Source organism: Pseudoalteromonas sp., from assembly GCF_041629635.1.
Lineage (GTDB): Bacteria > Pseudomonadota > Gammaproteobacteria > Enterobacterales > Alteromonadaceae > Pseudoalteromonas.
The window spans coordinates 7,085-29,159 of the sequence record NZ_JBFKMX010000021.1 but is presented as its reverse complement, the minus strand read 5'-3'; the positions used below and the strand labels follow the sequence as shown (position 1 = coordinate 29,159).

Below are 22,075 nucleotides of genomic sequence, written 5' to 3'. Positions count from 1 at the left end.
TAGTATAAAGCAACAAGATTGCACTTTATCTAAACGCCGTCGTAGTTAGAACAAACCGACAAGCATTACGTCCCCCTACAATCGCCTTTTTGCTAGTAAGCACGATAAACTAATTCGCCCATTATATAACTTTGTAACACCTTTGTTTGCTTGATTTGTGCTGCACTTAAGGTCAATATGTTGCGATCTAAAACAATAAAATCAGCCTCTTTTCCCTCTACTAATGAACCCACCTTATCATCCTGTCTCATCGCATAAGCCGCATTGATAGTATAAGCCTCGATAGCCTGTTCAATGCTAATTGCCTCAGGTGCACGACTCACAGCATGTGCAATACCAACAAAAGGGTTGAGTGTGCTCACGTTCCAATCACTACTAAGCGTAAGCATCGCGCCTTGTTCAACTAAACTGGCAATAGGCACTAAACGATCGCTACGTTGATGCCCGAGTAAAGGGGTCATTTCATGCCAGTGATGGGGCTCTGTAAACTCCCCTGAAACTTGAGCATCTGCTATCACACCGAGCTCTTTAAAACGAGGTAAATCGAGCGAGTCCACAACTTCAAGATGCGTGATACGATGGCGTCCAATGCCTTTGGAGCCAACTTCAATAGCGTTAAGGGCTTCATGAATGCCACGATCGCCAATGCCATGAATGTTGAAATCAAAACCAATAGGCTCTAACACTTCAATATATTTGGCTAACCGCGCTTGTGCGAAATAGTTAAGGCCTTTATCACCATCCAGTGCTAACCAACTGTATTCATAAGGTGCCTTTAATGCAGCCGTTGTATTGACTAGGATTCCGTCCATGTAAACTTTAACCTGATCTACTTTTAGTAAAGAATCTTGAGACGCTTGATACAAGGATTTTAATTGAGCTAGTTGAGATTCATCACTGGCTTCAGGGTAAGCCCAAAGCCCCAAACTCACCCGCATTTTAAGCGCATCATCGTTTGCTAATTTAAGCCAGGTATCTAATTGCCCTCTTTGCCAATACACGCGTGCATCACTGATTGATGTAACGCCATGCTTTAATAATTCAGGTTGGGTATATTCAAGAAAACCAAAATAGTTTTCTGTTGCTTCATCACCCTGGCTTTGCATTGCAAGGTCCATCACTAAATTGCCAGCATTGTCATATAAAATGCCATTTAATACGCCACTTTCACCACGACCAAATACACCGCCGATAGGGTCGCGACTTTGCTGTGTAATATTAGCAATTGAGAGCGCTTTCGAATTAACCCACATTGAATGAGAAGTCTGTTCCATTATGATTACTGGACGTTCAGCAATCACTTGATCGATAATAGTTTTTGGTGATACTCCCAGTTCAAGTAGTCCATCAATACTATGGCCATAGCCAATCAGCCACTCGGCATCAGGATGTTGTTTACTAGCACTTATAATCAATGATTGATACTCATCTATTGTTCCATATTCTGGAATAGTAAAGTGGGTCGCTTGTGATGCCGATTCTAGTGGGTGAATATGCACATCATGAAGACCAGGTAACACTAGTTTTCCTGCTAAGTCTTTTACCTCGGTGTTATCAGCGATATATTGTTTTACAGTTTCATTATCACCAAGGTGAATAATTTTACCTTCTTTGATAGCCATACTGTTTGCCCATGGTTGAGCGCCATTAACAGTATAAATATTGGCATTATTGACAACTAAGTCAGCACTCATACCATTACTGCTAATAGATTCTCCCCCCCCACATGCACTAAGCAGAACTGCAATCGCAATTACATTTGATGTCATTAACATTTTTCTCTTCATAAGTTTTACGCCTCCGATATCAAATAGCATACAATTACTAAGGTAACGAAAAGGTAACCATTGCTAATTTTAGTCTAGTGATAGATTTAACAGATATAAAAGCAATAAAATGCAACGATAAGAGTACTGAAATGCTAGTTTTAATAGTTGAGGATGATAGGCAACTTGCAGCATGCACAATTACCTTTTTAAACAATGAAGGTATTGATGTAGATTATGCCGACAATTTATACAGCGCTAAACACATTGCCGAGCAGCAAAATTATGATGCTATCGTGTTAGACATTGGCTTACCCGATGGTCTTGGTTTTTCTCTCGCTGAACATTTTGCAAAGACACATCCAAATACACCGCTTTTGTTTTTAACAGCTGAACATCAGTTACAAAGTAAACTTAAAGCATTTTCGCTCGGTGCTTTAGATTATTTGACAAAACCCTTTGAACTTGCAGAGTTGAGTATCAGGCTAAAGTTACTTAAGGCTAAAAAAATCAATACTGTATCACAATCATTTCTATTAGCTGACCTAAACGTAAACCTAAATCAGCGTATTGCGATGCGGCACCAACGACCTATCACTTTATCACCTCAGCAATGGCAATTATTACAATTGCTCATTGAGTATTTCCCGCATCCAGTAGATAAAAGGATTATTCTTGAAACATTATGGCCCGATCAGGATGTCTCTTCTGATATGTATAAAACGCTCATCAGTCGATTAAGAAGCAATTTAAGCAAGCCAAATGAAAAACCGCTTTTACATACACTCAAAGGCATAGGAGTCTTACTGCGTGAAAAGTGCTAAACCGTTAAGACATTTTTTAAATCGCAACATACTATTGCCCTTTACGTTATTCAGTATATTGCTAGCAGCAACAGCAACCACATTGTATTGGTTTGCGTTAGATCACACTTCTGAGTTTTATTTATTTGATGACGCGCAGCACTTCGCCGAAAACGGTCAGAAAGTTCAATCTCACTCCCGTTTTGTTAGCGACAATCTAGATGACATACCAGTATCAATTAGAAAACAATTCTCAGAAGTGACAAAACACAATCATGTTTATTTAATAACGACTGAGTACCATGATAATTATTTATTAGCATATCGTGACACTATCAACTCCCCAACGATTTACGCTGCGCACCAATTTGACAAAAACGCTACCCTTGATATACGTCCTATTTTGCTGTTAATTTGTCTTTTAGGTATGCTTTCATTCGCGTTATGGTTGTCAACAATACTCCATGAATTAGACAGTCAAATGGCACTCTTTGTTAAACATATCAATGCTGGTGATTGTCATTCACCATTACGATTTAGTGAACTAGAAACGGCTAAACAATTAACACTAGAAGCCATATCTAACGAACACCAGGCCGTATCGAGAGAAAAATCTTTTTCGAGTTTCCTCAGCCATGAAATTCGTCACCCGCTAACTTTGCTTGGTCATCAGTTAGCACAATTCGATCATATTGATAGTTTAACTGAGCAAGTGCTAAATCATATTGATGAACTAAAAAAGACTCAACAAAAGACCGTTAAACTTGCTAATACGATATTGTCTCTGTGGGTGAATGACAATGAAACACACATTGTCGAAATTGATGTGGTCAAAGAGTTAGAAAAGTGGCGAAACACAACCAATTCATCGCTGTCACTATCCATAGACCCCTCTCCCTTTTTAATTCTATTGAGTGATCGAGAATTTGAGTTACTCATTTCACAGATCGAAACCAACTTTCAAAAATATGGTGAAGGTGTACTCTCAATTTCCATTTCTGAACAATCGATTATTTTTACTAATCGTATCAATCCCAAGCCGAACTCTGAAGGTAACTTTGGCATAGGCACGTTTATCATTGATGCATTAGCTTGCAAAGCGGGGTTAACGTTTCAGCAGCGCTCTAGTGAAACCCATTATTCATTACTACTTATGAAAAACTAACAAAATCTGCGAATGTATTTACCAAACATTAGATCAAAGCGGCCTAAAATATTTTCTTGTAACAAAATATATTAGGTGAGTAGTTGCATTGATTAACCCTTAAATTATTCATCACTAAGGGGTTTGATTTGAAGTCGCTCAAAAAGAGGTACTACAGCAACCACTCATTAATCTACGATAGATAGTCTGATCATACCTGATGGTAAGTGCACATTTATTTGGCTCATACTAATTATGTATTATGGCGAAGTTTATGCCGTAAATTGTAAGCCATAGCGCCTGTTTTACCGCTTAAAATTGAATTCTATTTGCGTTAAATCATAAATGTAATCTGACATATTATACTTTTTAAACTATTGTTTTAATAAATAATCTTTGCATAATAATCAGAGAAATGAATGCATCATTGGGCAATTAGTCGGTATCTATTAATCGCTTTAGTCATCTATGTTTTAGCTTATCTGAGCCTCGAGTTTAGCCGCCTAAATTTGATGTTTAACTTGCACATAAATGATCAAATTGCACAAACCACCTCTCTCGATGCGCCCCAACATTCAGTGATAATAGAGACAACTCAAAATACTCGCCACATTCTCTCTACAGTAACACCACATGCAAATCAAACCTTTTGGGTGTTAGCAGACAAACCTCTCTCCCATGAACAGCATGCTCTGATTGAAGAGTTCAAGATCAACACCATAAAAATACCGGTCGTTATAAATAACAATAGTGGTAGCTTAAGGCTAAGTGAGAAAACATCTTGGCAACCAAGTGCAGGCTATCTATTGCCCATTCCCAAGTTGTTTGGCGTTAATAGAGAGTTTGTCGGACAATACATTACTGCAACCTCATCTTTCGATAGCCCAACTTCAGCATTGGGTTTTAATTTACGAAATCACTATATTAACTTTGCCTCAGTTCCTATCAGTACAGCAATCTTCAATGAACAACAATTCCAAACGCTCGCAGAGCCCATCAGAACATTAAAAGGCAAGAACATATTTTTAACCTCTCAACTTGAACTGGAGGGATTTAACATTACCCCACCAAACAACGAGGGCAATATTGGCTGGCACCTTATTCAATATCATGCTGCTGCTATATTTGCAGCGAAACAGGCACGTTATTACAGCGTATTACCTATTAAGATTAATATTATGACCTTTACGGGAATGGGCATTTTACTATTTTTAATACTGAGCAGTATCACATCTAAACGCTATTTTTATTATTCTATTAGCTTAAATGGCTTATTATTAGTAACTCTGCCAATAATTCAACAAACGCTTAATCTATTACCTAACATAACAGAGTTAATACTATGCCTTGGCGTTTTTAATTTCATCCAACTAAAGCAAAAACACTCTCATTTACAACACACACTGGTTGATCTTAATTCTCAAATAAAGCAATCGATCCAACCGAGCTTATTAGAACACAAAATAGACAATGACTTTTGGCTAGATATTACCAATTTGGTCACACAGAGTTTAAATTTACAAAAAAGTATTTTCCTCCAAAAAGTAAAGAAAGATCATCGACTAAAAGAAATTAGCGCGTTCAATTGCCAATTGGATGATATCAATGAAATGAGACGAGATTATGAGCGTGAACCTTACTTGTCTGCCATCAAAAAGCGAAGATGTATCTCACCCAATCGCAAATATTTTAAACACGTAGATCCCGAAGAAATTGAACTTATTGTGCCATTTATTAAAAACGATCAAGTAATGGGATTTTGGGCCTTAACGATCATTAGTCCCAAGAGTAACAACATCATCAACCTTATTAGCATAATTGAGTTATTTGCTAAAAAAATTAGTAGCTTAATTTACCAAAAACAACTTAGTGAGACTAATAAGCAAAACCCACTAGCGAATTTTCTTAAAAGTAAAAAAAACTCAATGTGTGAGAAAGAGCTTAATCATAGTGTTGGTGCCTTACTCGAATCGCAAAACTTTTTCAGGCAAATATTCTACACCATGAACGATGCGGCGATTGTATTTGACTTGTTTGGTCATGTATTAGAAGTAAATACGTCTATGGAAAGACTGGCACAACGTTATCAAATTCAATTATTTGATAACAACGCTTTCCATTTCCTTAAACAATTTATGAAAGAGTCCGAAGACTCTATCAGACATATTTTTCGACATCTCACTTTAAACAATAGTGCGGAGCAATATACCACAATTGTCAATTTACACGGCAGCGCCTATATACTCACTTTGAGTACACTGTTAAGTGATAGCGAAAATAAGCTCAAAAAAGACATAACATCATCTGGATTAATGTGTGAATTTTTTGATATGGGTGAACTAGTTAATCATCAAACAATTGAGCGCGGTTTATATAACAATTATCTCGAAAAAATGAAAAACTCTCTCTCTGCAATTCAGTTGAGTATTCTTCAAATGGAGCAGCGTATTGACGATCCTGAACTTACTTATTTGCATTATCTTATTCAAAACAAATTAGAGCAATCAGCAAAACTCACCATCGGAACGCATTACTTTTTAAATGAAGTAACCAAAGCAAGAAACGACTCTAGTATCCCTTTTTCACCACAACAAATACTGAGCGATGAGATCGAATCAATAATAACTGTATCAAAACAAAATCGCATTGAGCTCAACATAGAAAAAAAATTCACCGGGCAATCTTTGTGTATTGGGCAAGTTCAACGTTTTAGGCAACTAATTTCGTCGCTCCTTAAATTGCTGGCTGAAGACTGTGTCGTACCAAAAAGTATCTGTATTCAAAGTAAATATGTAACACTAAAGCATGGCAGTTATATTTATTTAAAAATAACCAACACAGGGTATGGTGTATCAAATTCCTTCCTTGAACAATTAAAAAATCACGAGGTGCAAGATATCAGTTCACTGCTTGGGAATTGCTTACATTTTATATCGTTTTTTAATCAAGATAATAATATTTGTAGATTGAAAACCAAGATTGGGGAAGGTTATCGCATTTCATTTGTATTACCAGGGATTGATTTTGATGAATAACCTAACTGTACTTTTGGTCGAAAACGATCTGTCCTTGGCAATGTTGTTAGAGATGTGGTTGTCAAAACATGTTAATCAGGTAGAGATAACAACAACTTATGATGAAGCCCAAGAAGCAATGCAAAAGCAAAAATTTGACTTTCTGTTGATTGATACATCTCAATCAAAGGAAACACAATTTGATGACTTTAATGCGTTTTATTCACGACAGTCAAAATCCACACCAACCATCATATTCACCTCATGCAATGATAGTGATGATTTATTAAAATTTAAGGCAATGGAGTACGTTTTAGCCGTTTTTGAAAAACCGCTCACGTTAGAACAACTAAATGCAGCGCAAGAGTTAGTGCATGGGTAATTTTTTTGAATTGACCATTTTCCCGATAGGCGCGCTTCAAAGCTCCATTATCACTACCGTATGGATAGGTGTAGTCGTTGTTGTTTTTTTAAATGCCCGCTTAGGCACTACATTAGCTGGCTTGGTCGTGCCTGGCTATCTAGTACCTCTTTTTTTTGTTAAACCTATAAGTGCTGGTGTTGTGCTTACTGAAGCGCTTATCACTTATATCATTGCTTACCTGTTCGGCACTAAATTACTTGTGAAACTGGGTTATGCCGAAATGTTTGGTCGCGATCGATTTTTTGCATTGATTCTTATCTCTGTATTAGTGCGGATCGGCATGGATTTTTATTTTCTCCCAGAAGTCGTACTCTGGCTTGGTGATGAGTATAAAGGTTTTCAGCTTGAGAACCATTTACAATCATTTGGCTTAATTATTGTTGCACTGATTGCCAATCAAATGTGGATGGGGGGAGCGATAAAGGGGATAAAAGCGCTCACTCTTAATTTAGGATTAACATATTTAATTATCACTTTTCTACTCATTCCTTTCACTAACTTCAGTGTTGCTGGATTAAATTACATGTATGAAGATTTAGCAACTTCCTTACTCTCCAGCCCCAAAGCCTACATTATTTTACTCACCACGGCATTTATAGCATCCAGAATGAATTTAAAATTTGGCTGGGAGTTTAATGGTATTTTGATCCCTGCACTGTTGGCACTGCAATGGTATCAACCGGAAAAATTGCTATTCACCTTTGTCGAGGCCATCATAATTTTAATTTTTGGAAAACTACTGCTCAACTCACCTGTATTAAAACATCAAAATATTGAAGGTGGGGCGTTAATACTTGTGTTTTTTAACGTTGGCTTTATCTACAAAATTATCCTTGGCTGGATCATATTATATTATGCACCAAGTTTAAAAATTACAGACTACTATGGCTTTGGTTATATCGTAAGCACACTTATTGCTGTGAAAGTTTTTCAAAAAAACATCGTCTATCAAATGACAACAGCTACTGTAATAACCTCGATGGCGGGCATTGCTGTCGCTTCATTAATTGGATTTTCACTAACCTACTTACCTGAAAATAAAGCGTTTAATCTTATTTTAAAACAGCAAAAGCCAGTCATTCATTCAAACCAAACTGCATTACAAATTTATCAAGAGCTGAGAGCTAACACCACTGATTTGAGCAATGATCCCCGTCATATCTCACAACAACAACTGCTTATTTTTCAGCAAATGATTAGTCAGATTAGTGATTTATCATTAACACAAAAACGTGAAATAGAGGTGCCAGACACATCGACATTTGACATTTTATATACCGCTGACAACCATATTGCGATTCACGTAAAAGGTATAGGCTTCTTCCTTTTTAACACTAAGCCACAAAGCCAACTGGTAATTGAAGTGCCTCAAGCACGGCAAGAAGTTTCTGCTGATTATTTAGGATTTGCGCTTTATCAGCGGGTTCAAGCGAAAGCGCTTTTTTTAGATTTAACAAACTTTACAGATAGTAATTCAAACTATATTTTTGACTCGCATTTAGAAACAGGGTTTTTCCATCTTGCTCACAAATCGGTCTCAAACAAAGATACTCTGCAAATTAGAAGCGAGTTAAAACTGGCTCAAAAACGAAAAAACTTACAGGCGAAAAATGACCGCTTTATAAATATTATTAATGTTAATCGTTCACTTCCCCCTTCCCTACCAATTCAACTAATTACTGAATCTATACCTAATTTATCTTTTACATGGCCAACCCAAGCACATAACCCACAGTGGCAACATGATGGCTTTGGCTTCGCCGAGCTTAAGCTAAATGGCGATCGCATTAATCAAATAATATCCAGAATTCAAGTACTCCAAACACAAAATGAAAAGTATGAAACTAAAAGTACGGACAGTTACTTGATAGCTTGGTTATTAAAAAACAAAGAGCTTGTAGCATCTAAAGGCAGCAATAGTTATATCAAGCCAAGCAATGCTCAGTTATTGTTTTTACAACAAGATATTCTTTTGCCTTTCACGAAATGGCTTGAAGAATTTAAGCAATCAGGCTGGACATTACAAGCCGAAGCAAATTTAGCCCAGCTTAACCGAATGGCAGGGAGTTTAGATTATCAATTCAGTAGGATTACCACGATTAACAATGGCAAAGAATATTTAATGTTGGAACAAGCAGCCCCTCAAACTAATACGCAGAAGAGAAAAAATTGGGCTAGCTTACTAATCAACCTCAATGCCACCTCAAACGCCTTTATTCAAGTGCCCAACCCATTTTATGAAAAGTCCAGCTTCGAGTTTGGCATCTTTCTATTTGAGAAGTTAAATGCCAGTTACTTATTGTTGGCAGGAAGTCATCCGCTCGCCAATACCGACGGTTCAAGTAATGTGACTGCAATTGGAAACAATAAAACCGTTTTTCATGTGACTCATATAAGCTTAATGCACGAATACAGACAAAACCCACTCTTTCCTATTCAAATTAGAGGCTTTTCCTTCACTCCAAGCCGTCCAATGCCAAAACAAGATATCTTGATTAGTACCTGGCAAAGTATAAATCGTTCACAGTCACCTGAATTAGCCGAGCTGACAAATCATTTATCGAGTTTAGGGTTGAGCTATAAGTTTGTTGCTAGCGATATAGAATCCGGACCCTATTACGTCAGCAACAATCAACAAAGTCTGTATTTAAACTTCCTCGACAATAAAAATTTTGTGACTTTATGGTCTTCACCATTAACACGCTCACACTTTCAAGCCAGCCTGTCAACCAGGGTAGAAATGTCGCACGCAAAGTTACTCGGTTTACAAATTCATCGCAGTGAATTACACGAACACCCATTCAGCCAACCGCAAAATTCCGATGCTGTTGACACAACATTAATCTCTCATTTAACTGCCTATGCGAAAACACAAAACTTACATGACTTACAAAATGCGATAGCAGCAGCCAAGCCACTGAAACTGGAATATTTACTAGAACAAACCTCTCTGCAACAGTTTATTCTCGTTAAAAATGAATTTGATCTCACTGTTGCTGCAATAAACATAAACTCTCTGCGTAATGATATAAGAACATACCACAGCGAAACTAGTATTCGAGAGTTTATTCAAAACCGTGAATTATGGCTTTTAGCACACGATAAACAACTGATAAAGAGAGGATTATAATGCGCATCATCGGGCTTGTATTATTTTATATCTTGCTGCCATCAGTCGTTATTTTGTGGTTTTTACGAAGTGAAGGTTCGCAATCGTTAACTGAAATCCCCTACGCGTTACCCAATGGCGTAACGCTTAAAAGTGCAAAAATGTACCACAAACATGATAAGCCTTTGAGTTTCGCACTTACCCAATCACCTCGAAAAATAATGTTGACCTTTATAGCCGCGACAAAATCAAAAGTTGCGAAACATAAGCCATTTGATTTTAAAGTGGCCTTAAATATAACGTGTCGCTCAGACATAATCTCAGAGAAATTATCGTTTTCGATTAATAAACAAAATGACGTAACAATTGTTGACTCTGACGTATTAATTCCAGCTGCATTTTTAGAAAAAATTGATAATGAAACTCTCCAGATCTCAGATCTGCGTCGCTTGCATTATGAGATACCAGAGAATTGTAGTTTGGTTGAGTTAGATGTACTCAGTAAATCCGATTTTATAGATTTTGTAGGCTTTCAAGTATATCAACACGTCATACGGAGTACGCGCGTTGCTCCGATAGATGTTTGGCAACGTTTATCTGAAACACAAAAAGCGAATCTTACCGAAAGTTATCCATTTGATCGCAGCCACTTAACCAAACAGGAAAAAGCTAACCTTGCAAAATTTCGCTGGCAACCACTGATACCTGAAGGTAACAATAGTTATAAAATAATTAATTACTTCACTGTACCAAGGGAGTTTACTGTCGAAAAAGCCGTAATGGACAAGGCGTATTCACATCTGAGTGATGTATATAAAACAGTGACCATGCCAATTGCGCAATCAGGAGACTATTACCTCCATGCCGAACATAACCTAGAGCAGCACAATTGGCAAATTACCATGCATCACTATAATCTCAATGATAACCAAACTGACAAAATCATAATGTCATTCAACAAACCTCAGGTTAAACACAAGCTTAAACTAGCTCCTGGTTTAGTAACGTTTAATTCATCTGTTCCCGCTTACATGGCAATGTACAGTGATGAGGTAAAACTAGAAGAACATGAGCACTTCATCCCTACCTACTTGGTAAGGCCAGATAAAAAAATACAATTTGATGTGAAACACTCAACACCTTCATTGACACCTCTAAAAGTGAGTATTAGAAGTATCAGTAATACAGAAACAGAAACAGAATTACCAAATCATGCAAAAATTGAAATAATGAATAACGATATTGTTGTAGATCATGAAGTTATCAAACTATCAACAGAAACAGATACGTACAAGCAATTGTCAGGTTATGACTTTTCACAATGGTTATCCTTACCTGCTGAAAGCTTTCTTGAACTCAAACGAGATATCACTCATATTGCAATCTCAGCTCCGACCAACATCTTAGTTTCAGCCGCTACGCGAATACCTTCAAAAGCAAGTTACCGATATTTACCTGAACAAAAGCGTGACTGGTTTGATTTTGACGAAGCTATACCAGACTGGTTTGCCATACAACCAAATAATTTCGAAACCTTTGTCGAAACCGGATCCATCCAAATGCTTAAGGTATACCATCAACCACTATCTGAGCGTTACACCATAAGTGACAAACCAGAATATCACTCTTTGCTCAAGGATAATCAAAGACGTAACGCCAAACTAGTTATTGAAGAAGCGATAATAGAACAACCCATTCTAGAGCAAAATTCATCGATTACTCTCAAGGAACACTCTCCCCAGCTTAATGAGTTTTTCAGACTCGCGAATAATCACCATCTTAACCAGCAACAACAGCAAAACAATCAATTGTTTTATATTAGACAAGACAATCAACCGAAAGCGGTGTCTTGGTCGTTTAACAACCAACCACAACCACCATTTTACATTGCCGGTCGATGGGGGGTTATCGAGCTTACTAGTATACTGCCTAAACCAATCGGTCTTCTATCGATAGATAAAGGGGAAGAGCAATGGTTTATTAATGACTCAACTAATATAAGAACGCCTAATAAACTCGTAAAAAAACAAATAATGAGTTTACCGGCCAACACGTGGCAAGAACTGAAAGTAACGAAACAACAAGCGAGAGAACTGTTGTCATTTACCGTATTAAGTGAAGAAAAACAAACTAATAAACGGGTTGTGATCGATCTTGAAATCAGTGCAACAAAACATGACAAGCTATTACAGAAAGAAGCTACTCTTGAAAAAATGCACTATTCTCTAAGAATGCACCCAACGGATATTGCAGTTAAGCTCAGTAGCAATACAACATTTAATACTAAAATTAATTTTATTTATCCTTTGCGAGAGGATATCGATAATAAGGAGTTTATCCTAAAAGTTAAATCAAGCGACAAGATTTATTTAGCTATTTCACAACAACGGCTTGCTAATCAAGAACAAATAAAACGGTACCGTTATGATCAAGATCATTAGTCTTATTTTTGTTGTCTTCCTATTATTATCGTCAGCTATTAGTAGTGCTGACAATGATAGCATAAACAACAATTTCAGATTATCTGAGCAAGAATACATGCTCACGACAGATGATCTTGTAGCCATACTTGAAGGCAAAAAAAACACACCTACATATTTACAACCTTCCAACAGCAAGACACTACCATTGTTATTCAGAGACGCTCCTTATCAGTCTTTTTCACACCGAGAAAAAGAGGTAGGTGTGATTATTCTTAACACGTTAACCCTCAGTCAAAAGGCATCTGACTTTTCACTCAACATTTTACAAGTTCCACATCAATACCATGACAAGCTCACCTTAGATATTGCAGTTGAAATGTTCAATACTGGACTATTTGACGTATTACAATTTAATCAAGCACACCGATATTCGACTGAACATGCAGATATGAGTAAGCAAACCCTATCCTTATTTAATGCGATAACCGAAGCGTTTTTGTCTTCAAGATTTCATGGCCGAGTATTTCAAATTCATGGTTTTGCCAAAAGTAAACGTCATACTGAAGCAGCTAAAGGGGCCGACCTCATTTTGAGTAACGGCACTGTGATACCAAGCAAATACCTGTACCAGCTGCAATCTTGTTTTAGCAGTAACTTTAAACTGCTAGCAAGACTCTATGGTCGTGAAGTTTTTGAGCTTGGCGCGACTAAAAACTCTGTCGCAAAGCAGATAAATATAACACAAAGCAAGGTTGAATTTATCCATATAGAGCTCCCCCTCGAAGCAAGGGAGTTTATCTTGAATAATAACTTAGCAACAGGGATAGCTCGATGTTTAGTAGATCAATAAGCAATATATTTATCGTCTCGACTATTCTAGCTTTCCTGAGTTTTCCTGCTCTAAGTACGAAATCAGGCTCTTTTAATGATACCTATGATGCCTTTGCGATAAACGGTTTGACCGTTTCAAAGGGTAAAATTACGTCAGAATATAGCAATGACTTCAATATTGATGCAGGTAAAGAGCTTTATTTTTCACTCCCATTTGCACACGAACTGTGGCTTGGTGTGAGAAATAATGAGCCTCAAAACCTCCTATTAAGTTATTCTTATGCACCTGGGATCTGGCAAAATATCTCGCTTGATAAGCACGCTAAATTGATAAATCAGTTTGATAAAAGTTTAGTAGTTAAAATTTCAAATACTGGCACGCAAACCGCCACAGTGAGCAGCTTGTTAGCCAAGCCAAAAACGTTGAGACCATTTCTACCCTTATACTGGCAGATTCATCATCCAACAACAGTGCTCTCTGCCAATAACCAAACAACCGAATACGGGATTGCCAAAAACAATATGCCTTTTGAATTTGATGACTGGGTGGTCAGCCAATTCGCTCAGCCAAAAAGTGACATTGAAGATGAAAGTCAATCGGTCGTATTTCGGAGTAAAGATACATTAATCAGACTGAGTAAAACACAGTTCAGTTCCGCAAGTTGGAAAAGTGATGTGGACCTACCTTATATTGTGTCTAGACCTATTCTTATGGGTAACCCCTCAAAAAGCATATCGCCTGCAACATATTCTGTCTTCAATAATAGTTCACTGGTAAGGCAGGCACGGTTAAAAAATGATTGGTTCTTTAACAGCAATTTTGCCAAATATGCAGAACCCGCATTACAAAAACTCCGTGACGATTTTTTAAGGGCAAACCGTTTAGGCATAGCCGCCAACACGCATATTTCATCTGTGGAAAACGTTAACAAACCTCCTCTTCGCACTTCGTATAAAGTGCCTGCAATTGAAAGTGACATCCCCCTCGTCAGGCATGCCCTGCAAGCAACTCATATTCGGTGGGCAACTCATCTTTGGGAGCATGAAGTGCCCAAATTGCAAATGGATGACAATGTTTTAATTAAGTTGAAAAACACATTTAAGAGACAGGTGTTTTTTAAAAGTTCAGCTCAGCAGAAGGTTGACGTTACTATAGGTAAAGACGCGATATCAAACCAAATAAAATTTGAATTTATCGTTCCTTCCTCAGTCCAAGCTCATGGGCAAGAATCGGCTATAGTTGAATTATGGGCCAACAATAAACGGCTGTATAAACTTAATTTGACGTCCATCGAGTCGCAGTTGACGGAAATGAACTGGCGAGTAGACAAGCAAAAAACTCATCACCTCGTTTCAACAATACAACTGCCTTTACCTGCTAGACAAAAAACCTTTCAGTTGCGTTTTGCTCAACAAACACATTTTAAAGTTCACTATCAAGTGGCAAGCGATGCAAAACTCAACTCAATTGATATTAAAACATTACTGAATGAACCTAACAACAGGCTACACCTCCAGCAATATACTAACTATCTTAAATACAGGCAGTATTTAAGTGAATCTTGGCAGACTTCATTGCCTAAACACATATGGCATCCTGTAATTACAGGTGAAAGCCAACAATTACCGATCAATACTGATTTTATTAAACTCACAAACGAAACTGATACTTTTAAGGAATACGAACTTATTTTTTCCCTATTAACGACAATAAAATCAGATGAAGAACAATATTGGTTGAGTTTGGTAACTGAATTACAGAAATTGGGGATGGAACACTATGCAGTAAACATTTTAAAAGCGCTCACACTCTATCACCCGAATAGAAATATTATTGAGTTTGCGACAAAGCAATTGGTTCATCGCTTCGTTGAAAATAATCAACATCCTTTACTACTTCAATTATTGGCTTTTACTGCATCGAAAAATATCCAGACAGACTTCTTATTAGCTCGCACCTTTTTAAAAAACCGTCAGCATCTATATTCGCTTTTTGCATTGTTTGATGAAAGCCGAATTAGTCAAGATAGTGCTGAGCAATTCATTGCAAGTAAAAAAAACAGTGTATATGACGAATTATTTTCACTAATAGCAAATACATTGATATTACCCGAAGAGCGTAAAAGCTCTTTATCATCAACAACTAGCAATACTAGTCTGGTTCAAAAAAATACAGTACCGGTATTCTCATCCATAGCATTTACGCAACTTTTACCAATCACCAACGTAAGCAGGCAATTAGATTACCTCGCGTATTTTTTGCCCGCCAAAGGTAAAATAGAGATAACTAGCTCCACTTCTACCATGCTTACTTTATCGATACGATTGCTAGCCAAAGATAGGACCATTAACGATGATTGGCTCACGGTAAGAATCAATAAGATGCGTTACCAAATCCCCTTTAATAAAACCAATTATATCAATCCCAATTTAATTTCTAAACAAGGGCGCTTCTCTTTAAACATGCATATAAAGCTCAAGGTTGTTAAAGGTGATGTGATTGAGATTGAGTCTAACAATGATAGTTACGCTGTTGAAGTAATTGAGCAGGTTCAAGAGTCTTGGGTCGAAACAGCGCAATGCTTGCCGCCTTCACTCGCATTATCAAAATATGACAATAAAACGCTTAACTGTATCTATAAGCACGAACGAGCGCTTGAGCAAATAAACCAAAGATTAACGGTGGTTGAGACAGAATATCATGATGTGTTAACAGAGTTATGGCAAATTCAGTATGACTATGAAACATCCCGATCATTGCTTTCATTAAATCACTTAGTTAAAAAGTTAAACTCCGCGCTGGTATTATCAGGAAAAAGCGAGGAAACCTCATTTATTAATGCTTTGTCGAAAATACAAAGCCGTATAGAACGCTTTACCGAGTGGCAAATAGTTAAAAACCCAATTCAAACTAGCGGCATATACAATTTTAATACTAACGCACCCTATATTGACGTTAACACACCTAAGAAAAATTTATTTTTTACCCATTACAAAAATACAAGTGATGACTTGCACATAGGTCAAATACTCACTTATAACATTGAGAACTCCATAGAAGGGCAATACAGAATTAAGCTTAATCACTTACAAAGTCTATTCTCAAATACAAGTGAGGCAGCAGTCACGATTCTCTCCAATAATAAATTAATTACCAAAACAAACATTAGTGCTGACACTTCTATTTATGTCAATCTACCAAAATTCAATGGTATACAAGAAATAAATCTAAGCGTACATAACAACACCAACAACCCTATTGGTAAAGTACAAAGTCAATTACAAAAGCTAATTCAAGGTAACTGGGTTGATGTAAACATCGCAAGTAATAGGAGATTATACCAATCAACTGAGCACACTCCGATACAGTTTTTCTTTGCTGAACCAAACTGGATAAGAATTGACTCATATTCACGTAATGGTATTCACAGCAGTGATATTAGATACGTAACTAAAGGGTTTTTTAGCTGGTTCAACAGTAATCCCCACTTCCTAGGTCACAGAGTCTATCGTTTGCTCCCATCCTTGACACACAATAACGCAACTCTAGTTAGTGATAAAACGTCTTCTCAATATCTCTCTTCTCTTTCAAAACCTGAAAAGTACACTTTATTTCCGAAAAATACCGAGTTTAATGGAACAATTAATGCGCTTCCTGAATTTACCCCTTATACCTACGGTGGAAAATACCAATGGTCTCAAGCAAAAGATGACGATGAGCTATTTACACAAACAGAAACTAGCAACAATCTCTCACTTTACTATACCCAAAAGCAAGAGTCAGGTCTGTACTATCAAATTCAAGGTGGTGTTAAAACCTTTACTGGTAGACTTTACCCCAATTTTTATGCGGGTTTTCGTACTTATAAAAAATTATCAGAGTTAAATTGGCTATCCGAACCAGGCTGGTACACTAAAATTCAGCTTGGTGCACAAAAAAGCTATGTTGACCATTCTCGTGTTACTTATTTAAAAGCATCTAGTCAATTTGAGTGGCAGCATGATTGGTTTGAACGTTATATCAACAAATTCAGACTAAACGCTTGGTATCGGAACCACAGTGAAGTTTCAGATTACACACCATTTAGTAGCAGTGTGATTAGCGAATATAAAGACAATCACAAAAATGGTATACAGATCAGCGATACCCTTCGATGGAAACTAAAAAATGATTTTGAGGTGTTTTCAACATTACAAATCAACAGCAACCCTATTGGAGAGTCTAAGTGGATTGACAATGCACATATGGATCTGGGTATGAGGCTGTTCTATCACCAAGTTGAATTTCAAAGTGAAATTGAGTATCGCGTTTTTAAACAAGATATCAATCGCACATCCGAGTATGACACGATGAGGTTCAAATCACATCTACTCTGGCATACTTGGCTTGGTAACAAACGGTTAGCGTTTGGACTATCTTACCAATACGATAATTTCCAAAAAGAAAATTTTATAGGTTTATCAATATCTTTCTCCAATACTCAAGGTAGAGGTTTACGAGATTATCTTCCTGATCAACATCGCTTCAGAGCAATTAAGCACCAAGCGTATATGCTAAACAGAGGCGCACATTTTGATTAAATTTATTAAACAACCCAAACGAAAAAAACACTTTATTAAAAAGGAGTTGCAGGCAGGACTCGCTAACTTTTGGTTAAATAGCTATGCGCATTTTATCGATTCTCTCGCATCCGATTGGCTTAAAAGCCAACCTTTTTGGCAAGACTTAAGTCAAAAGCAGAGAGTGATTTCATACTTAGAGTTTTCGCTAATGCGACTTACTCTAGTGCATCAAGCAATTGTCAATCTACGACAACTGCATAAAAAATTTGTTATGGATTTTCATGAAGAAAAGAGCGCAGCAAGGCAACAAAGCCTCATTATTGAGTTTTGTTTAAACTTAGGCGCTACAAATATTAAGGGTGACAAAAAAGCTTTTAATCGTTGGTTTGATCAACAGGCAGCAAACGAGCGTTGGCAAAAAAAAATTCAAGATAAGGAGTTTGAGGCGACATTTTTGCTCAACCGAATTCGGTATTATTTTGAGAGTATTGCCGAACATAGTAAAATTGAAAATTTATTAACTTTTTGGCAGCAGTTCAATTTTGAAAATCACCTTTTCGAATGGCTAAAATACACTTATGAACCGAGGCTGCAAATTGCCGGGTTTAAATGTCTGAGCGAATCTTCGCAACTCATTTCTGTTAATAATTTTACTTTTCTGTCGCCAGAAGTAATGCGCTATAGCTACCGCTTTGCATTAGATAAAAGTCTACCGATTGAACTGCAAATTGAAGCGTTAAAGTTGCTCGCTGTGATTGATATAAAGCAGGCAAAAGAACTGATAGAAAAACGTATTCAAACAAAAGAGTACATTGATAATAAAGATGAGATATTTTTTAAAGCCGCTGTGCCAGAGCTTATATCGATTTACCATTACTACTTTACACCAATAAAAGACTTATATGAGACGTTAATATCTGATGATAGTGATCTTGTAAGGCAAAGCTGCATCAAAGCTCTTCCCGTCATGAGCGATAGCCAAGGCTTTCAAAAGTATATTGATTGTCTTTGTAATGATAAAAGTGATGCGGTGTTTAATTTGTTTATAAGCCAAATCCCCTATCTTGTTTTTGAACTTGATTCTGTCAATCTCATTTTGTCTTGCTTGGCCAATCAACAAAGTCCTGTGCGGATCCGAGCATGTTTGAAAGGGCTTGAAAGTGCACTTGCCGTACACAAACTTAACGCGGATGAGGATAATATTGAAGCATCCGTTTATCAAACCTTATCAAAGCTTAGCTTACAAAAAAGTAACGAGTTATCGCAATATTATCTAATTCAATCGCGTGAAAAAATATGGGCAAATTCACAAAGAGAATTATCTAAGCTATTGTCACCATTACTCAGTAGACAATCATTACGAAAAATACGTTTAAGTAAAGCCCAAAAACGGGCATTGCAAACAGAACAAGGTAAACGGTGGCTGGCAGCAAACAACCAAAATGGTTTTTCTCTCGAAATCAGTAATAACAGCTTAAGAAAGGGAGAAAGATTCGGTTTCAGATTATGGCGTTTATATCATGAATTTATGCACCCCGCGACAGATAAACGCCAACACCACACACACACTATAGGCAGAATTTACACCGAGCATTTGTATATACCATCACATAATTTAGCAGAGGTCAGCCCTACTAAGGTGCCTGGTGAGCCGTTACATATCGAAAAGGAAGGTCATTGGCGCCCTTTTCTACCGCTAGTGGATCAATTTATCTCTTGCTTAGATCAAGGTTGGCCGAGTAAACCAATCGAAATATTTCATGTTACAGGTATCACTAAAATCACTCCGCCAAATAACCCGTTCAAAAGACTTTATATGAGGATCATACTGACATTTAGATTCAGCTACTACGCATACTTAAGGAATTGGCAGTTTAATGATGCGTTTTCTCCAAAGAGATATATCGACGAAATGAGACTTTTGGGTTTTGATGTAAGCTTTAGCGGATACCAAGCAGAATCAAATGCTGAAGCGGATGTCATATCTGAAAAAATAAGCACTATATCTGCGGCTAATAAATTCTTTAGTTTTAGTTGGCCAACAATGTGGATTACCTTTTACAGTGATTTGCAAAAATATTTCGTTTCTATTTATCAAAACAGTATTCAACATATCCTAGTATTTTCTGCTGGAATGGTCAGTATTTTTTGGGGTAGCCATATTTGGCTCAATCATAAAATTAAAGTAGCAAGGGCCAAAATTCCAACGGTGATTGGTGGTTGGGGAACCAGAGGGAAATCCGGTACAGAACGACTCAAAGCCGCATTGATCAACTCTCTAGGGTTATCGATTGTATCAAAAACTACAGGCTGTGAAGCAATGTTTCTTTATGCAGGGAGAAATGGGACGCTTAAAGAAATGTTTCTTTTTCGACCATATGATAAAGCAACTATCTGGGAACAAGCATTTGTTACAAAACTCAGTGCCAATCTTGGCGTAGATGTACTTTGCTGGGAGTGCATGGGCTTGACACCTAAATTTATCGACATATTACAGCAGCAATGGATGAGAGATGACTTGGTTACAATCACAAATTGCTTTCCTGACCATGAGGATCTTCAAGGACCTGCGGGGATTGATATACCTCAGACTATTGCTAAGTTTATATCGAAAAATAGTCAAGCTTGGACAACAGAAGAAAACATGTTGCCTTACCTTCAAGCCGAATCAGAAAGAAAAAAGAGCAAGCTACGTGCTGTAACTTGGCTAGATATATCATGCATTCCGGTAGATTTGCTCGATAGATTTCCTTACCAAGAACACCCAGCAAATATCGCACTTGTTGCTGCTATGGCCGATGAGTTTCAGATAGATAAATGCTATGCAATAAAACATATGGCCGATAATGTAATTGCTGATATTGGCGTTTTACAAACCTTTCCTTACGCAACATGTCAAGGTCGCCAACTACGCTTTATTAATGGATTTTCTGCAAATGAGCGCTACGGAGCAATATCTAACTGGAACCGAATCAGGTTTAATCATTCTCCTGCTGATGATGAATTAAGAATTACATTGATAAATAATCGCGCTGATCGCGTACCTCGTTCCAAAGTATTTGCGGCACTCGTAGCCAATGATTTTTCAGCCTACAAACACATTTTAATAGGTAGTAATCTTGATGGCTTTTTGCTGTTTGCTGAAGAAGAATGGGCGTTGCGATTAAACAAGCGGTTTGCCGAAGTAGTAAATTTCGAACATTTAAATTCCACTTGCCGAGATTTTATAGACTTTCTTACACCATACGATTATCAAGATGAATGTTACGAACAATGCCAAAAGTTGCTTAATCAGTATAATTCATCAACATCAACTGAAAAGGCTCGTCTACTGCCAATTGAGAAAGAAATTGAAAATATCAAAAGAATCTTAACACGCATTTTCCTAGCCAAATTTATTATTGTTGAAAATTACTTTATTACTGGTAATGAATTGAATCAGTTGATTATTAAAAATATGCCAACGGGCTACAAAATTGACATACTAGGATTACAAAATATTAAAGGCCCTGGATTAGAGTTTGTTTATCAGTGGCAGCAGTGGCAATTTACTTATCAGCAGCTCACCTATATTAACGACATAAATAACTTTACTATTGAATCAAACTTAGCAGCAATTAATGATGCTGAAACCATTAATACCTTAGAGTTAGAATCCATCAAAAATGCATTACCTGCTTTAATGGTATCAAATCGCTGTCAAACAGAAAGTACACAAATCATATTGAAGCAGTTGAACAATAAACTTGAAAAATATCAGAGCGTGAGTAACGAATCGAAATCAACAGCTCGTTGGCTGAAAATAATCACTGCAAGTTTAGAAGGTGTGTTAGATGTATTCGATGCCATTAAGCGAGGGTACATTGCTAGAAAGGTACTCGAAGACCTATCTCAGCAAAGAATTAGTTTTAATAAAGCGGCTAACATGCTGAAAACAATAAATAAGAGACAAAAAGGTGGCTGGCTAAAGTAAATTTAAACTACAGTTAGATTCTACC

The 22,075-nt window shown here is 37.1% G+C and carries 10 protein-coding genes; 9 read left to right on the top strand and 1 reads right to left on the bottom strand.

The genetic code is table 11. The annotated features are described in order from the left end of the window. Positions 1–92: 92 nt before the first annotated feature. Positions 93–1,787: an amidohydrolase gene (locus ABYD77_RS05185; RefSeq protein WP_372767674.1), complete on the bottom strand. Its 1,695-nt coding sequence runs from the start codon at positions 1,785–1,787 to the stop codon at positions 93–95. A gap of 131 nt (positions 1,788–1,918) precedes the next feature. Between ABYD77_RS05185 and ABYD77_RS05180 the strand changes: the two genes are divergently transcribed. The 9 genes from ABYD77_RS05180 (at position 1,919) to ABYD77_RS05140 (ending at position 22,050) form a co-directional block, all read left to right on the top strand. Beyond that, a complete protein-coding gene (locus tag ABYD77_RS05180) occupies positions 1,919–2,590 on the top strand; it encodes a response regulator transcription factor (protein ID WP_372767672.1) in 672 nt (223 codons plus the stop codon). Further along, positions 2,577–3,734, top strand: a complete 1,158-nt coding sequence (locus ABYD77_RS05175) for a hypothetical protein (RefSeq protein ID WP_372767670.1) — start codon at positions 2,577–2,579, stop codon at positions 3,732–3,734. The genes ABYD77_RS05180 and ABYD77_RS05175 overlap by 14 nt, the downstream gene beginning before the upstream one ends. Before the next feature lie 491 nt (positions 3,735–4,225). Then, positions 4,226–6,748: a hypothetical protein gene (locus tag ABYD77_RS05170; RefSeq protein ID WP_372767668.1), complete on the top strand. Its 2,523-nt coding sequence runs from the start codon at positions 4,226–4,228 to the stop codon at positions 6,746–6,748. Beyond that, positions 6,741–7,109: a response regulator gene (locus ABYD77_RS05165; protein WP_372767666.1), complete on the top strand. Its 369-nt coding sequence runs from the start codon at positions 6,741–6,743 to the stop codon at positions 7,107–7,109. The genes ABYD77_RS05170 and ABYD77_RS05165 overlap by 8 nt, the downstream gene beginning before the upstream one ends. Continuing rightward, the gene (locus tag ABYD77_RS05160) at positions 7,102–10,281 is read left to right on the top strand and encodes a poly-gamma-glutamate biosynthesis protein PgsC/CapC (protein ID WP_372767664.1); all 3,180 of its coding nucleotides are present in this window, start codon (positions 7,102–7,104) and stop codon (positions 10,279–10,281) included. The genes ABYD77_RS05165 and ABYD77_RS05160 overlap by 8 nt, the downstream gene beginning before the upstream one ends. After that, positions 10,281–12,701, top strand: a complete 2,421-nt coding sequence (locus tag ABYD77_RS05155) for a hypothetical protein (protein WP_372767662.1) — start codon at positions 10,281–10,283, stop codon at positions 12,699–12,701. Before ABYD77_RS05160 ends, ABYD77_RS05155 begins: the two co-directional genes overlap by 1 nt. After that, on the top strand, positions 12,685–13,533 hold the full coding sequence (locus tag ABYD77_RS05150; protein WP_372767660.1) for a hypothetical protein: 849 nt from the start codon (positions 12,685–12,687) through the stop codon (positions 13,531–13,533). The genes ABYD77_RS05155 and ABYD77_RS05150 overlap by 17 nt, the downstream gene beginning before the upstream one ends. After that, positions 13,515–18,095 carry a hypothetical protein gene (locus ABYD77_RS05145; RefSeq protein WP_372767658.1) on the top strand — a complete coding sequence of 1,527 codons (4,581 nt, stop codon included), beginning with the start codon at positions 13,515–13,517 and terminating at the stop codon, positions 18,093–18,095. The genes ABYD77_RS05150 and ABYD77_RS05145 overlap by 19 nt, the downstream gene beginning before the upstream one ends. Beyond that, positions 18,088–22,050, top strand: coding sequence for a hypothetical protein (locus ABYD77_RS05140; RefSeq protein ID WP_372767656.1), 3,963 nt, complete (start codon positions 18,088–18,090; stop codon positions 22,048–22,050). Before ABYD77_RS05145 ends, ABYD77_RS05140 begins: the two co-directional genes overlap by 8 nt. Positions 22,051–22,075 lie beyond the last annotated feature (25 nt).

What these genes read in the sequence shown, in the direction of transcription:
- ABYD77_RS05155 (WP_372767662.1), top strand. Translation starts at nt 10,281, where the DNA reads ATGCGCATCATCGGGCTTGTATTATTTTATATCTTGCTGCCATCAGTC.
- ABYD77_RS05160 (WP_372767664.1), top strand. Translation starts at nt 7,102, where the DNA reads ATGGGTAATTTTTTTGAATTGACCATTTTCCCGATAGGCGCGCTTCAA.
- ABYD77_RS05185 (WP_372767674.1), bottom strand. Translation starts at nt 1,787, where the DNA reads ATGAAGAGAAAAATGTTAATGACATCAAATGTAATTGCGATTGCAGTT.
- ABYD77_RS05170 (WP_372767668.1), top strand. Translation starts at nt 4,226, where the DNA reads ATGTTTAACTTGCACATAAATGATCAAATTGCACAAACCACCTCTCTC.
- ABYD77_RS05145 (WP_372767658.1), top strand. Translation starts at nt 13,515, where the DNA reads ATGTTTAGTAGATCAATAAGCAATATATTTATCGTCTCGACTATTCTA.
- ABYD77_RS05165 (WP_372767666.1), top strand. Translation starts at nt 6,741, where the DNA reads ATGAATAACCTAACTGTACTTTTGGTCGAAAACGATCTGTCCTTGGCA.
- ABYD77_RS05180 (WP_372767672.1), top strand. Translation starts at nt 1,919, where the DNA reads ATGCTAGTTTTAATAGTTGAGGATGATAGGCAACTTGCAGCATGCACA.
- ABYD77_RS05150 (WP_372767660.1), top strand. Translation starts at nt 12,685, where the DNA reads ATGATCAAGATCATTAGTCTTATTTTTGTTGTCTTCCTATTATTATCG.